We start from the raw sequence: 13,505 nt of genomic DNA on the forward strand, positions 1-13,505 counted from the left end.
ATCAAACCATGCAAAATTTTTATTTTGCGCTAGAATGCGCGAAAAATAATGATTAGGATTGATTAAAAAATGAAAAAAGTTTTATTTCTCTTTTTATTGGTAATAAGTTTTTTTGGGGGTTTTTTGAACGCTTCTAGCCTGTATGAAAAACTGATTAATAAAGAAACGATCAGCGTTGGCACAGAAGGCATTTACCCCCCTTTCACTTACCATAATAAAGAGGGCAAGCTCACCGGCTATGATGTGGAAGTGGCTAGGGAGTTGGCCAAAGAGCTTGGCGTGAAGATCAAATTCCACGAAACTTCATGGGATATCATGCTGACAGGTTTGAAATCGGGGCGTTTTGATATGGTCGCTAATCAGGTGAGTTTAACGACTAAAAAACGCCAAGCGACTTTTGACAAAAGCTTGCCTTATAGCTATTCAGGCACGATCATGCTGGTCAGGAAAGATGAAAACCGCATTAAAGACATTAGGGATATTAGGGGCTTAAAGGCGGCTAACACCTTAAGTTCCACTTATGGGGAAATCGCTTTTAAATACGACGCTCAAATCGTTTCGGTGGATTCTATGGCGCAAGCCTTGTTGCTAGTGGCACAAAAACGAGCCGATTTGACCTTAAATAGTTCTTTAGCGATCTTAAACTACCTAAACACCCACAAAAACAACCCCTTTAAAATCGCATGGGAGTCCAAAGAAAAGGATGGGGGCGCTTCCTTTGTTATTAACAAGCACCAAGAAAAAGCCTTAGAGCTTATCAACCAAGCGATGCAAAGATTGATCAATAAAGGGGTTTTAAAACGCTTAGGCGAACAATTTTTTGGAAAAGATGTCAGCCAGCCATAATCTGTCTTTGTTTTTTGAATCTTTAGATTTAAGCAAGGAGCGTTTGGAATTACTATTAGAGGCTTTCTACCCCATGCTAAAAGCCGCTTTTTGCATTTCTTTGCCTTTAGCGATCATTTCTTTTATTTTGGGCTTATTGATTGCTATTGTGGTGGCTCTCATTAAAATCGCGCCCCCTAAACATTTCATTCATAAGGCTTTATTAGCGGGCGTGAATTTCTATGTCTCGCTCATTAGAGGCACGCCTTTATTGGTCCAAATCGTGGTGGTGTTTTATGGTTTGCCCACCCTTGGAGTTTATATGGATCCAATCCCAGCAGGCATTATTGCGTTTTCTTTTAATGTGGGGGCATACGCTTCAGAGACTTTAAGGGCGAGTTTTCTTTCTGTCCCTAAAGATCAATGGGATTCAAGCTTGAGTTTGGGTTTGAATTACTTGCAAACCTTTTGGCATGTCATCTTTTTTCAAGCACTCAAAGTCGCCACGCCAAGCTTGAGTAACACTTTCATCAGCCTTTTTAAAGAAACTTCTTTAGCTTCTGTGGTAACTATCGCAGAGGTTTTTAGAATCGCGCAGCAAAAAGCGAACGCCAGCTATGACTTTCTGCCTATTTACTTGGAAGCCGCTTTGATTTACTGGCTTTTTTGCTTGGTTTTAGAAGCGGTCCAAAAGCGCGTGGAAAAAATCTTAAATTAAAGTTGGCTCATTCTAATATTTGATTATAATACAGCCTAAATAATACAAAATAAGGAAATTCCCATGGGTGTGTTCTTGGATAAGACCATTAAAGAAGTGGTAGATGGATTGAATGTTCGTTATTTTTTGCCTGACATTCAGCGTGAATATGTGTGGCTCAAAAAAGCCGATGAAAAAAAGATAGAGCAACTTTTTGACTCCATTCTCAGGGGCTATCCTATCGGCTCTTTTTTATTTTGGAAATTACAAAAAGAGGATATAGCCAAGAGCGACGAACAAGATGAGAATAAACTCAATTTCCAACTCTATCAATTCATTACAAACTACGATGAGCGAAAGCCTCACAATGAAAAATCCATGTTGAACAAATCAAGCGTGATGATTTGTATATCGTCCTAGATGGCCAACAGCGTTTAACCTCGCTTTATATCGGGCTTAAGGGTACTAGAACGCTTAAGAAAAAGAACGCTAAAAACAATAACCCTAACGCTTATGAAGAGAAGCGTTTGTATTTGAACTTGAAACACCAGCCAAACATGGACAACCCAGAAGACAATTACCAGTTTGAATTTCATGCTCAAAAGCCTGAAAACGATAAAAAACATTGGTGGTTTAAGGTGGGGGATATTTTGGAATTAAAAAGTGTTGTAAGTTATACGAGAGAACACGAATTAGGTGATAAAGAGTCAGAATTACTAGAAACACTAAACAAAGCTTTTCACGACAAACAACTCATTTCATATTTTGAAGAAACAGAAAAAAATCTTAATAAAGTTTTAAATATCTTTATCCGTGTCAATAGCGGCGGGGTCAAGTTAAGCTATTCTGATTTATTGATGTCTATTTTGACAGCAAGCTTTTCAAGCGATATTAGAGAAAGAATGAATGAGCTAGTGGATGCTTTAAAAGACAAAGGTTTTTCAAATGTGGGGCAAGACCAGGTGCTAAAAACCTGCTTGCTTCTCATTGGTAAAGACACTACTTTTGAATTAAAAAATTTCAATAAAAAAAATATCAAAGAGATTGAAGACAATTGGGAAAAAATCACAGATAGCATTTATAACGCTGCAAAACTATTAAAAAATTTTGGTTATGCAAAATATCTGGGTTCAGCTTATATTCTATCCAGTTTAGCTTATTTTTATTTTTTAAATTCAAAAATGAATGAGAACGATAAGGAACAAGCCCTAAAATTTGTCCGTAACGCTCAAATCACGAGTTATTTCACTCCTTCAACGGATACAAAATTAAACAACATAGCCAATAGCATGAAGGATGTGAAAACCTTTGAATCATTCAACCACAATTTAGCCAAACACCAAACAAGCCCTTTAAAAATCACTAACGATGCTATAGAAGAAATGATGTGTTCTAGTAGCCATGCTTTAGTCTTTCCTATCTTGCAAATCTTATACCCAAACTTGAACTGCAAAACCACCACTTTTCATATAGACCATATTTATCCAAAGTCCAAGTTTAATAAGAAAAATGAAAAATTAAATCAAGATTTCTATGGGTGGAGGGATTATTTATTTAATCTCCAACTTTTAGAAGGTGCAGAGAATCAAGCCAAAAAGGATAAAGACCCTGAGGTGTGGCTCAAAGAAGAATGTAAAGATAATCAACAAGCCATAGAAGAGTATAAAAAAAGAAATTATATTGACCCTAATTTAAAATTAGAATGGGAAAATATAAAGGAATTTCGTGAAAAAAGAGAAGAAGCTATCATTACCAAATTAAAAGAAGTGTTATTACCTAAGTCTTCATAGGAGTGTTTTCGTGGCTGATATAATCGGGTAAAGCGTTTTGACAAAACGGGTAACAAAATGTCAAATCGTTTAAGTGATGCTTAATGATAAAAAAGGTAAAATGATTCACTTTTTGAACGCTAATCAAATTTCATTTACTGCTTATTATCTAAAAAATGCCGTTAAGGTGTAAGGTAGCTATATTAATTTTATCAACATTAGTTTCAAAATGAAAAATTAAAAGGGCGATAGCCTTAGTGAAAGGATAATCAATAAAACATTTAGGCAAAAAAGAGGTAAGAACCTTAGGGTTATCTTCGCTTGGGGGGACTTTAGAATTTTACGATTTTATCATCTTTGTATTTTTTACAAGCATCATTGCCAAGCACTTTTTCCCAAACACGCTTAGCCCTATTTGGTCTGAAATCAACACTTATGGTATCTTTGCTGCAGGTTATCTAGCGCGCCCGCTTGGCGGCATAGTGATGGCCCACTTTGGGGATAGATTCGGCCGTAAAAACATGTTCATGCTCTCTATTTTATTGATGGTGATCCCAACCTTTGCGCTCGCTTTGATGCCAACTTTTGATCATTTGGTGGGTTTTGGCGTTGATAGCATGGGACTTAGCCTAAAAAACGCTCATTATCTTGGTTACATAGCTCCTGTTTTTTTGGTGTTTGTTAGGATTTGTCAAGGCGTTGCTGTGGGTGGTGAATTGCCTGGCGCTTGGGTTTTTGTCCATGAACATGCTCCGCAAGGCCAAAAAAACACTTATATCGGTTTTTTAACCGCTTCCGTAGTTTCTGGGATTTTGCTTGGGAGTTTGGTTTATATGGGGATTTATATGGTTTTTGACAAGCCTGTTGTTGAAGCTTGGGCTTGGAGGGTTGCTTTTGGGCTTGGAGGGATTTTTGGTATCATTTCTGTGTATTTGAGGCGCTTTTTAGAAGAAACTCCCGTTTTTCAGCAAATGAAGCAGGACGATGCCTTAGTCAAATTCCCGCTTAAAGAGGTGTTTAAAAACTCTCTCTTTGGTATATCAATCTCCATGCTTATCACTTGGGTTTTAACCGCTTGTATTTTGATTTTTATCCTTTTTGTTCCCAATTTTACTCTCATGCATCCCAATTTTAATTTCACTCCTTTTGAAAAAACCTATTTTCAAATTTTAGGGCTTGTTGGTATTGTAAGTTCTATTATTTTAACCGGGTTTTTGGCCGATAAAATCAAACCACACAAAGTTTGCATGGCTTTTAGTGTGGCCTTTGGGTTTTTTGGCTTTTTGTTCTTTAGAGAATTTTATTCTAACGCGCCAAGTTTAGCAAATACCATAGTTTTATACTTTTTAGCGTGCTTTTGCGCGGGTATTATGAATTTTTGCCCCATTTTTATGAGCGATGTGTTTAGCGCCAAAATCCGTTTTAGCGGGATTTCCTTTGCCTATAACATAGCCTATGCTATAACCGCTGGCTTTACCCCTCAACTTTCAAGCTGGTTAAATGCAAAAGCCATAGCAGCACCTGAAAGCTTGCAAAGTTATGGTTTAAGCTTTTATATTTTTGTGGTTGCTTTAATTGCTTTTATCGTATCGCTTTTAATGGCACCAATTTACAACAAATCTAACCCCCAACACGAAGTGTCGCCCACAGCATGAAAGAAGCGCAAACCTTTGAGTCATTCAACCAAGATTGAGCCGATAGCGTTGGTGGGTTTTGGTGATGATAAAATTTTTTCGTTTTGGATCTCATTTTGTTGTAAAACTCTTAAGGGGGTGGGGGGGATATTATATTCTTCTCTGCAATCTCATTAAAATCCCCTAACCCCTATTTTTATTGGAGTAAGTGGTGATGAAATCCAATAACAAATCTTATCCCCCCACCATAGCTCAATTGCTGGACTTTTTGGTTAATAGCTTTAGCGTAATTGTATTTGATGATGCCATAATAAGCCAACCCTATGAAATCATTAAAGTAGTTTTGATAGCCTATTTTAGCGTTAACCCCTAAAATAGGGCTTCTAAAACTTTGCGAAGCGCTTTGAAAAACAAAATTTTAAAAACAAGCGTTTGTTTTAGGGTTAATTTAGCATTAATTAGGCTATGTTAATAAAAGTTTGATGGTTAGAAGGCGTGTGTCAAATGGATGCGCCAATCAAGACAAAATCTTTTCCATAAAAAGAGTAGGGAAAATCAAAGTCTCTTCGCCCAACTCCACCACGCAATCCTCTTCTTTGATGCGCACAAAACCCAGCTTTTGATAGAGGTTGCATGCCTTGATTTGACTCTTGCTCACATGCAGAGAGATTTTAGTATAGCCTTTAATGAAAGCGTATTTCTCCACGCTCTCATAGAGTTTTTGACCCAACCCTTGGGATTGATAAGCGGTATTTATGTGGAATTTACACAGCTCGGCTTCTGTTTCATTGATACGATTAAGCCCACAGATCCCAATGAGCTTGTTACCCTCTCTCATTTCAAAAAATTCCCCGCCATGCTCACACAATTTTTGAACGAACCCGCTAATACTGGGCAAAAGATTCAAGCGTTGGATAAACCCTAAAGGGTTGTCAGCGATGCGCTTGGCATAAAATTCTTCTAATTCAGTGGGGTATTTGGGCGAAAAAACTTTGATGATCATGATTGCCTAACTTCCAAAGATAAAATGATCCCTTAATGAGCGTAATGATAACAATTTTTAGCTTAAAATAATAACGCTTTGTATGATATGATGGATTTAAAACCCTTTCTTATTATCCCACAAGCGGATATGAAGCCTATCGCTCAGCCTGAAACCATGCTTTATGGCTAGGGGGGCTAGGGTTTTTAGATTTTTGTCTAGCTCGTTGTTATTTGTGCCTAAGGGCATTAAAAAGATTTCATTATTTTTTAAGGAGAGTTGTTTCAAAAGGCTTTGAATTTCTGTAATAGATTGGGCGGCGTTTTGACTCTCCAATACAAATTTAAAATGCGCGCTTTTAGCGTTATTTAAGATATTTTGTAAGGCTTTAAGGTTGATCCGCTTGCTTTCTTTTTCTAAAGAAAAAGAGAGTTTGACGCTTAGGGTGAAATGCAATTCTTTTAAAATAGGGCTAAATTCAAAAAAAATAGAGCCATTACTCTCTACAAATAAAGGGATTTTTTGGCGATAAAAATGCTCTAAAACGCTCAATAAAATAGGGTTATTGAAATACAAACTTGGCTCCCCGCCTGTAAGAATGAAATCAAAATGTTTATAATTAGGGGCTAAATCCTCTAATCGTTCAATCAAGGGTTTAGGATCGTTGTAATAATCCCAAGATGTTTTGAATTTAGGATGCACCGCATACAAACTATCGCAACCTGTTAGGATTTCATCATTCAATATGGTTTTACAATTAAAGCCCTTGCATGAAAGGTTACACCCCCCTAAGCGTAAAAAAAGACTGGGCTTGCCTATGTTTTTTCCTTCACCTTGTAAGGAAAAAAAGCTCTCAACGACCGGGAGTTTCATTTTTAAGGGATCTGGTGTGAGGGCTTAGCATGAAAAAAGCATTTTTCTTCATCGCTGATGATTTTATTGAAAAAGTCCTTATCATGCCACAAATTTTGAATGCCTTGCGAGAAAGAGACGCAATTTGGATGCACTAAAGATTTAAAATGAGGGTTTTCTAAATCTTTTAAAAAGCTTTCAGCGTAGCCGTTTTTAGTCTCATGCACGCGCACGCTAGAGACTTTTAACTCCCCTTCATTATTAGAGAAAACGCTTTTTTGTAAAATCCTTGAAAGGTAGTATAAAAACATGAGGGCGTAACTCTCCGCACTCAAATTAAACGAGCATTTCACATAACGAACGCAATGATTTTCTATAAAACGCTGAAACTCAACGCTTTCTTTATCCCAAAAATGATGGGCATGATCAAACGACTCAATGAAAACTTGCATTTCTTGTTGCATCAGCCCAAAATCTAACGCCATGTTCGCGCTATCTAAACGGTTGGTTTCAATAAAAACCTCCACTTCATAATTATGCCCATGGATATTTTGAGCACATTTTAAAGAAGAGCAATTGCGCACCACATGGCTAGCACAAAATTTATACAATCGCCTGATAACCATTTCATTCTCTATAACATGGCTGATAAAGGGGCAGTCTTAAATTATAGTAGTAGCGTTCAGGGCGGTTGAAATCAATGCGCTTGATCGTGCTTTTAATCAAATCCCTATAGAGCATTTGATAGCCGCAAGTCCTCCCGCTCACGCTCCCATCCACATATAAAACCCGTTTTTGCAGCACCACATCATACCAATCCAAAATAAAATGCGAATTAGCGCTCATTAAAATTTGCTCGCTAAAGCCATTGATAGCGTAATAATCCGTAGGGGTTTGAGAGCAATAAAACTGCCCCCCAAGAAAATAACAAGGTTTATTGACCTGATCGATCAGTTGGTAATTGTATTGGTAAAATGGCACAGCTGAGATGTTACGGACAATGCGCGCATAGATCACATTTTTGGCTTTATCTAGTGGGAATTCCGCTTGCGTGAAGACATTGTAAAAGCCTAATTTTTGCAATTCATAAACAATCACGTTGATATAATAAGAAGTCATCGCATCGCTTCTGTCATAAGCCACCACGATAGTGGAATTATAGTTGAACAAATAATCCCCTGTAACTTCTGAATAATACCCCATGTGCAAGCGGTGTTGGCATGCGCTAAAGAAAAAAAACACCCCAACAATTAGCCCTAAAAAAGCCAAGCGGTGATTTTTACTCACTTTAACATTCCCTCATGCCAAGATTCCAAGTTTTTCAAATCATCATAACTGGTTAAGTCTAAATTTAAAGGCGTGATAGAGGCATGGTTTGAAGCAATAGCGTCAAAATCAGAGAGTCTGTCTTCATTTTCACGCTTTTGCCATTCTAAAGGGTGTAGCCCTAGCCAAAAATAGCTTTCGTTTTTGGGGTCTGTGCGCCTATGCACTTCTTTTTTATACAACCGATAGCCCTTAGGGGTGATGCGTTCGCCTTGATATTCTTGTAAGGAGCAATTAGGGACATTCACGTTTAAGAGTTTGCGCCCCTTTAAGGGGTAGCCTTTGGTGAAGATGTTTTGGACTAAATCCTGGATGATCTTTTGAGCCAAATCAAAACTTAAGGGAGTGTTTTTGTTTTTGTTAGAAAGGATTTGAGAAATCGCAATGGAAGGCACGCCCTGAATGGTGCCTTCAATCGCTCCGGCAACCGTTCCCGAATAAATCGTGTCTTCGCCCATGTTAGAGCCAAGATTGATCCCTGAAATCACTAAATCAAAACAAACATGTTTAAAAAGCTCATTAATAGCCAGATACACGCAATCGCTTGGCGTGCCATCATCAATCCTATAGTGCCGGCCTTCTTTGCCTTTAATTTTCTCCGCTCTTAAAGGCACGGTGATAGTGATGCATTGCGAGCATGCGCTTTTTTCATGCTTGGGGGCGACCACATAGATTTCTGCCATTTCTTCTAAAGCTTGTTCTAAAGCTTTAATGCCTTTTGCATGGTAGCCATCATCGTTGGTGAGTAGAATTTTTTTCATGTCTTGCCTTTAAATAGAGTGTTCAATAATGCGTTTAAATTTTCTTGCAATAAAGGATAAGCGGGTTTTAGTAGGTTTAAATCGTTTAAAATCTCTGTTTTTAAAGTTTGAGCGTAACCGCTTGCCTTTTTTAGCCCCAATAAATTCACAAAGCTGTTTTTAGCGCTGTCTAAATGAGTGGTTTTACCGCTTTCTTTTTCATCTTGCGTAACGTCTATAATATCATCTAGCACTTGAAAACAAAGACCCGTTTTTAACCCAAAAGCCTGAAGCCATTTAAAAAGCTCTTCATCTTTAATACCGCTTGCAACAAGCCCCATCATCAGGCTTGCGCTAATCAATTTAGCGGTTTTATGCTCGTGTAAGAAAGTGAGCTGCTCTAAATTTAAGGGCGTGTTTTCAAAATAGCAATCCAAAGCCTGCCCTAAGATCATGCCTTTAATCCCCCCATTAGCGCTTAAGATTTTGACTAATTCCACAATGATATGGCTTTCTAGTAAAGCGTTTGAAAGCAATTCAAAAGAATAAGTGTTGAGCGCATCGCCGATTAAAACGGCTGTGGTTTCATCGTATTTAGCGTGTAAAGTGGGGTGGTTTCTCCTTAAAGCGGCGTTATCCATGCAAGGCAAATCGTCATGGATGAGCGAATAAGTGTGCAAGCATTCAATGCTTAAAGCGATTTTAAAATATTCTGTTTGTTGGTTAGAATAATCTTTTTGACCCACTAACGCGCAAAGCACGGCTAAAAAAAGCTTAGGGCGAAACCTTTTGCCTCCATTAAGCACCATTTCAAAAAAGGCTTTTTCCAAATAAGGGTGGAAGCTTTCAAGGTGTAAATGATGGTTTTTTAAAAAGCTTTCAAAACGCTCGCACTCATTACAATAAAAGGATAAATTAGGGCTATTCATGTATAGAATTATAACCTAAGATTTTAAGAGTTGCATAAATTCAGCTCTGGTTTTAGGGTCTTTTTTGAAGAGGCCTCTTAACACGCTTGTTTTAATGATCGCATTTTGCTTTTGCACCCCTTGCATGCTCATGCACAAATGTTTGGCTTCACAAACCACGATCACACCCCTTGGCTCTATGATTTCATCAAAAGTTTCTGCAATTTGAGTGGTCAGCCTTTCTTGGATTTGTAGGCGTTTGCTATAAATTTCAATGAGTTTAGCGATCGCGCTAATGCCTACAATCTTTTCCTTAGGGATATATCCCACGCTAATATTCCCAAAAAAAGGGAGCAAATGGTGCTCGCAAGTGGAGTAAAATTCAATGTTTTGAGCCACTATCATTTCATCGCAAACGCCTTGAAAATACGCGCTTTTTAAAGCCACTTTAGGATCTTCTTTATAGCCTTTATACAAGAATTTCCATAATTCTTGAACCCTTTTAGGCGTCTCTTTCAAGCCTTCTCTGTTCTTGTCTTCGCCGATATCTTCAAAAAATTGGTTGAAAAAATTTTCCATTTAGATCACACGCTTGGATAAAGATTGGATACGATTTTTAATGCTAGGGTGGGTGCTAAACATTTCAGCGTTAAAAAGATAAGCCGCCGATCGGGTGGAGTTCTGATCTATGCCCTTGTAATCGTTGTTCGCGTAGTCGTTAGAAATTTTTTGTAAGGCTCTGATCATGGGCTTATTGTCATGCATTAAAAACGCTGCCCCGCTATCGGCCATGTATTCTCGTGTGCGGCTCAAATACATTTGCAAAATAAGCGTTAAAAAAGGCAAGATGATCTGTAAGAGTAATAAAATTATTCGGGCTAAATTCGCCCCACTATTCTTGCGATTCCCCATGAAAAAATACACGCTAAAATTAGCCACCAACAGCATGATATTGCTTAAAATCCCCACGCACATGGTCAAGCGGATGTCGTTGTGCCTGATATGGCTGAGCTCATGAGCGATCACGGCTTTCAATTCATCTCTATCCAACCTTTCTATTAAAGCGCTTGTAAGAGCGATAAGAGAATTGGATTCATTCCACCCGCTCGCAAAAGCGTTCATGTAGGGGGCGTTAATGATATAAAGCTTAGGCTCAAAATGAAGCTTAGCCTCTTCTAAAAGCTCTAACAAAAGGCGATGGATTTGATTTTCTTTAGAGCTTAAAACCTTGCTTGTGTCAATAAGCTTGTATCCATCACCGCTTAACATGATAGAGCTAAAATTTTGGATACAAACAAGAATAATGACAAAAGCCACCACAAACATGACAATAGTAATTGTAGGAAAAATTTGAAAAGTCATGAGTTTAAAAAGAGCTATGCCTAAATCATTAGCATTGATTCTAATAACATCCACCAACAACCCAATAAAAGCAAAAATCACGCAATAAGTGGTTAAAACCGCGTTCGTTTTGAGCCTGTTTTGCGCGATAATCTTTTCAAAATTCGTCATTATTTTCTCCTTTCTCATGCTTGATTTCTTTGAGCAACGCGCTCGCATAACTCCCTTTAGGCAAGTAAAATCCCAATTCAAATTGTGCTTTTTCTTTCACGTATTGAGAGGTTACATTTTCTGCAAACACCCAAAAAAACCGCCTGGATCCTAGTGTTTTAGCATGGCTACTTAAAAGATTATGCTGGAATTCTTTTTCAATTTCTAAACTCAAATTTTTTGCATAAAGAGCTTTTTTGCCGTCTAGTAACCCTGTAGGCACAGCTTCTTTTTTCAAAAACCTTTCGCTTTCTTTTTCTAATTTTAAAGCGTCAAAAAATTTCCCATAAGGGTAATGGCACATCACATCGCCTTCTAGGATTTTAAAGGGGTGGGCTTGGTTTTTAAGGGATTTTAGAGTGTTTGAATCAACGCTTAAATTTTTTTGTTTAAAAAATTCTAAATTTTCTTTTAGGCTAAAAGCGCTAATGATTTTACTGATTTCTAATCGTTTGCTTAAAAGCGAATTAAACAAATAACTTTGATAGCTTGAAATTAAAAAAGCGTTTAATTTTTGATGAGCGGATTTCGTTTGATTTTGCAAGATTTTTAAACCCTCTTTATGGTTGTCATTGAACTTCCCAAAGCGTTGCGAACCAAAATAATTAGGCATGCCAAACTGCGCGATTTGTTCTAAAACCTGCTTTGTTTTTTGAGCGTTTAGGGGGGTCATTTTTTTAAAACGCATAAAAAAGCGATTCCCTTTTAAATGCCCTAATTTGATTTTATTGTGATGGTAATTCAAAGACAGGATCTTAAGGTTTCTTTCTTGCAAATTATGCGTATTTTTTTCTAATAAAGGGGCGTATTTTTTAGGGAGTGAGATGAATTGAGTCGTCAGCGCGTTTTTATCTTTCAAGCCCGCATAACCCAATTCGGCGATTTTTACCCCTAAAATTTGAGAAAAAACTTGAAGCATTTCCAAAGTGCTTAAACCGCTTTTCCTCACTTGAATAACGGCATGCTCGCCTGTGTTGCTAAATTCATACAAAGGCACTTCATGCACGCAAAAATCCCTAGCGCTAGAATTGAAATGAAAATCAATGCTCGCATGGTTATAAGCATGCAATAAGGGCATAAAATTTAAATTCATGCTTTGATCCTTGAATTGAACGCCCTTGAGAGCGAAACGGAGTCAATGTTTTCAAAATTCACTCCAGTAGGCACGCCTTGAGCGATTTTAGTGAAAGTGAGGTGGAAATGCTGTAATTTATCTTCAATATAAAGCATTAAAGAATCATTAGCCAAAGTGGGAGGGAAAGCAAAAATGATTTCTTTAATGTTTTCTCCAACCAGGCGTTTTTCTAGGGCGTTAAAATCCACTTCTTCTATAGAATTTAACACATAATAGCGCCCTAAAAAATCCTTTAAATCTTCTAAAATAAACACGTCTCTTGGGTGTAAAACCATGCAAAGCTGAGAATTTTGCCGGCTCTCATCAGAGCAAATCTCACAAACTTCACTCTCACTGAGCGCGTTACAAGATGCGCATGTTTTAAGGTTTTCTAGGGCGTTCTCTAAAGCGTGCGTGATTTTTAGCGCCAGATAGGGGTTTTCTAAACCCAAATGATACGCCATTTTAAAGGCGGACTTTTTACCCACATTGGGGATTTTTTCTAAACAATCCACTAAATTTAAAAAGTGATTCAAGCTGTTTTTATAAGTATTCATTCTGTTAGTATATCAAACTTAACTTGACTTGAAAGCCACTAAAAGGGCTTTTATTGTTTTTAAAAGGGGGTTTAATTAATATCATATGAAAAAGTGCTTAATGAAGCGTTTAAATAAAAGCGATATAATGCACTATCTCAATTTTAAGGAATAACATGCCGTTTATCAATATCAAACTCGTGCCAGAAAATGGAGGGCCAACAAACGAGCAAAAACAGCAATTGATTGAAGGGGTTTCAGATTTGATGGTTAAGGTGTTAAACAAAAATAAGGCTTCTATTGTGGTCATTATAGATGAGGTCGATTCTAATAATTATGGTCTTGGGGGCGAGAGTGTCCATCATTTGAGGCAAAAAAACTAAATCTAGTTTTTAAAATTCAAAGATTGCGATGCTCTAACATCTAAGGGGTGCTTATTTTCTACCCCCCTAAAAACTATAAACGTAACTCACATTAAACACCGCAAGGCGTTTGAAAAAGAGAGAGGTATTTAACCCTTTGCCATGCGTTTCATAAAAGGAATTGACCGCTAAAGGGATTTTCAAGCCCA

At 37.6% G+C, this 13,505-nt stretch carries 16 protein-coding genes and 2 pseudogenes; 6 read left to right on the plus strand and 12 right to left on the minus strand.

Features of this window, described 5'->3' with window-relative positions:
* Positions 1–69: 69 nt before the first annotated feature.
* From H7N67_RS06255 to H7N67_RS06270, 5 genes and pseudogenes are all read left to right on the plus strand, one after another.
* A complete protein-coding gene (locus tag H7N67_RS06255; protein WP_187939397.1) occupies positions 70–846 on the plus strand; it encodes an amino acid ABC transporter substrate-binding protein in 777 nt (258 codons plus the stop codon).
* Positions 830–1,543, plus strand: coding sequence for an amino acid ABC transporter permease (locus H7N67_RS06260; protein WP_187939407.1), 714 nt, complete (start codon positions 830–832; stop codon positions 1,541–1,543). Before H7N67_RS06255 ends, H7N67_RS06260 begins: the two co-directional genes overlap by 17 nt.
* Before the next feature lie 63 nt (positions 1,544–1,606).
* Positions 1,607–1,759: pseudogene (locus H7N67_RS08145) on the plus strand (DUF262 domain-containing protein); the annotation flags it as partial.
* Positions 1,760–1,926: 167 nt separating this feature from the next.
* On the plus strand, positions 1,927–3,312 hold the full coding sequence (locus H7N67_RS06265) for a DUF262 domain-containing protein (RefSeq protein WP_332258210.1): 1,386 nt from the start codon (positions 1,927–1,929) through the stop codon (positions 3,310–3,312).
* Positions 3,313–3,563: 251 nt separating this feature from the next.
* On the plus strand, positions 3,564–4,946 hold the full coding sequence (locus H7N67_RS06270) for an MFS transporter (protein ID WP_187939408.1): 1,383 nt from the start codon (positions 3,564–3,566) through the stop codon (positions 4,944–4,946).
* Between the two features lie 171 nt (positions 4,947–5,117).
* On the opposite strand, the pseudogene H7N67_RS06275 reads toward H7N67_RS06270, so the two are convergent.
* From H7N67_RS06275 to recR, 11 genes and pseudogenes are all read right to left on the minus strand, one after another.
* A pseudogene (locus tag H7N67_RS06275) lies at positions 5,118–5,343 on the minus strand (outer membrane beta-barrel protein); the annotation flags it as partial.
* Between the two features lie 99 nt (positions 5,344–5,442).
* Positions 5,443–5,928 (minus strand): GNAT family N-acetyltransferase, encoded by a 486-nt coding sequence (locus H7N67_RS06280; RefSeq protein WP_187939398.1) that lies wholly within the window; start codon positions 5,926–5,928, stop codon positions 5,443–5,445.
* A gap of 96 nt (positions 5,929–6,024) precedes the next feature.
* Complete coding sequence (locus tag H7N67_RS06285; protein WP_187939399.1) at positions 6,025–6,780, minus strand: 7-carboxy-7-deazaguanine synthase QueE; 756 nt, start codon at positions 6,778–6,780, stop codon at positions 6,025–6,027.
* 2 nt (positions 6,781–6,782) lie between these two features.
* The gene (locus H7N67_RS06290; protein ID WP_187939400.1) at positions 6,783–7,385 is read right to left on the minus strand and encodes a 6-pyruvoyl trahydropterin synthase family protein; all 603 of its coding nucleotides are present in this window, start codon (positions 7,383–7,385) and stop codon (positions 6,783–6,785) included.
* Position 7,386: 1 nt separating this feature from the next.
* Entirely contained in the window at positions 7,387–8,046 is a 660-nt protein-coding gene (locus tag H7N67_RS06295; protein ID WP_015644129.1) for a hypothetical protein, read from the minus strand.
* Complete coding sequence (gene surE / locus H7N67_RS06300; RefSeq protein WP_187939401.1) at positions 8,043–8,846, minus strand: 5'/3'-nucleotidase SurE; 804 nt, start codon at positions 8,844–8,846, stop codon at positions 8,043–8,045. Before surE ends, H7N67_RS06295 begins: the two co-directional genes overlap by 4 nt.
* Positions 8,843–9,754, minus strand: coding sequence for a polyprenyl synthetase family protein (locus tag H7N67_RS06305; protein ID WP_187939402.1), 912 nt, complete (start codon positions 9,752–9,754; stop codon positions 8,843–8,845). The genes surE and H7N67_RS06305 overlap by 4 nt, the downstream gene beginning before the upstream one ends.
* 15 nt (positions 9,755–9,769) lie before the next feature.
* Positions 9,770–10,312, minus strand: coding sequence for a GTP cyclohydrolase I FolE (gene folE / locus H7N67_RS06310; RefSeq protein WP_187939403.1), 543 nt, complete (start codon positions 10,310–10,312; stop codon positions 9,770–9,772).
* The gene (htpX, locus tag H7N67_RS06315) at positions 10,313–11,245 is read right to left on the minus strand and encodes a zinc metalloprotease HtpX (RefSeq protein ID WP_232263028.1); all 933 of its coding nucleotides are present in this window, start codon (positions 11,243–11,245) and stop codon (positions 10,313–10,315) included. It lies immediately after the preceding gene.
* Positions 11,232–12,377 carry a tRNA pseudouridine(13) synthase TruD gene (truD, locus tag H7N67_RS06320; RefSeq protein ID WP_187939405.1) on the minus strand — a complete coding sequence of 382 codons (1,146 nt, stop codon included), beginning with the start codon at positions 12,375–12,377 and terminating at the stop codon, positions 11,232–11,234. Before truD ends, htpX begins: the two co-directional genes overlap by 14 nt.
* Positions 12,374–12,955, minus strand: coding sequence for a recombination mediator RecR (gene recR, locus H7N67_RS06325; protein WP_001099609.1), 582 nt, complete (start codon positions 12,953–12,955; stop codon positions 12,374–12,376). The genes truD and recR overlap by 4 nt, the downstream gene beginning before the upstream one ends.
* 155 nt (positions 12,956–13,110) lie before the next feature.
* Here recR and H7N67_RS06330 point away from each other — a divergent pair, with 155 nt between their 5' ends.
* Positions 13,111–13,317, plus strand: a complete 207-nt coding sequence (locus H7N67_RS06330) for a 2-hydroxymuconate tautomerase family protein (RefSeq protein ID WP_001115881.1) — start codon at positions 13,111–13,113, stop codon at positions 13,315–13,317.
* A gap of 66 nt (positions 13,318–13,383) precedes the next feature.
* On the opposite strand, the gene H7N67_RS06335 is transcribed toward H7N67_RS06330, so the two are convergent.
* Positions 13,384–13,505 (minus strand): outer membrane beta-barrel protein (locus tag H7N67_RS06335; RefSeq protein ID WP_187939406.1); only part of this gene is annotated, 122 nt, incomplete at its 5' end.

The sequence above is a fragment of the Helicobacter pylori genome (assembly GCF_014498195.1).
In the GTDB taxonomy this organism is placed as follows: Bacteria; Campylobacterota; Campylobacteria; order Campylobacterales; family Helicobacteraceae; genus Helicobacter; species Helicobacter pylori_DO.

Coding starts and splice junctions, on each gene's coding strand:
- H7N67_RS06255 (WP_187939397.1), top strand. CDS start 70: ATGAAAAAAGTTTTATTTCTCTTTTTATTGGTAATAAGTTTTTTTGGG.
- H7N67_RS06260 (WP_187939407.1), top strand. CDS start 830: ATGTCAGCCAGCCATAATCTGTCTTTGTTTTTTGAATCTTTAGATTTA.
- H7N67_RS06280 (WP_187939398.1), bottom strand. CDS start 5,928: ATGATCATCAAAGTTTTTTCGCCCAAATACCCCACTGAATTAGAAGAA.
- H7N67_RS06285 (WP_187939399.1), bottom strand. CDS start 6,780: ATGAAACTCCCGGTCGTTGAGAGCTTTTTTTCCTTACAAGGTGAAGGA.
- H7N67_RS06290 (WP_187939400.1), bottom strand. CDS start 7,385: ATGGTTATCAGGCGATTGTATAAATTTTGTGCTAGCCATGTGGTGCGC.
- surE (WP_187939401.1), bottom strand. CDS start 8,846: ATGAAAAAAATTCTACTCACCAACGATGATGGCTACCATGCAAAAGGC.
- H7N67_RS06305 (WP_187939402.1), bottom strand. CDS start 9,754: ATGAATAGCCCTAATTTATCCTTTTATTGTAATGAGTGCGAGCGTTTT.
- folE (WP_187939403.1), bottom strand. CDS start 10,312: ATGGAAAATTTTTTCAACCAATTTTTTGAAGATATCGGCGAAGACAAG.
- htpX (WP_232263028.1), bottom strand. CDS start 11,245: ATGACGAATTTTGAAAAGATTATCGCGCAAAACAGGCTCAAAACGAAC.
- truD (WP_187939405.1), bottom strand. CDS start 12,377: ATGAATTTAAATTTTATGCCCTTATTGCATGCTTATAACCATGCGAGC.
- recR (WP_001099609.1), bottom strand. CDS start 12,955: ATGAATACTTATAAAAACAGCTTGAATCACTTTTTAAATTTAGTGGAT.
- H7N67_RS06330 (WP_001115881.1), top strand. CDS start 13,111: ATGCCGTTTATCAATATCAAACTCGTGCCAGAAAATGGAGGGCCAACA.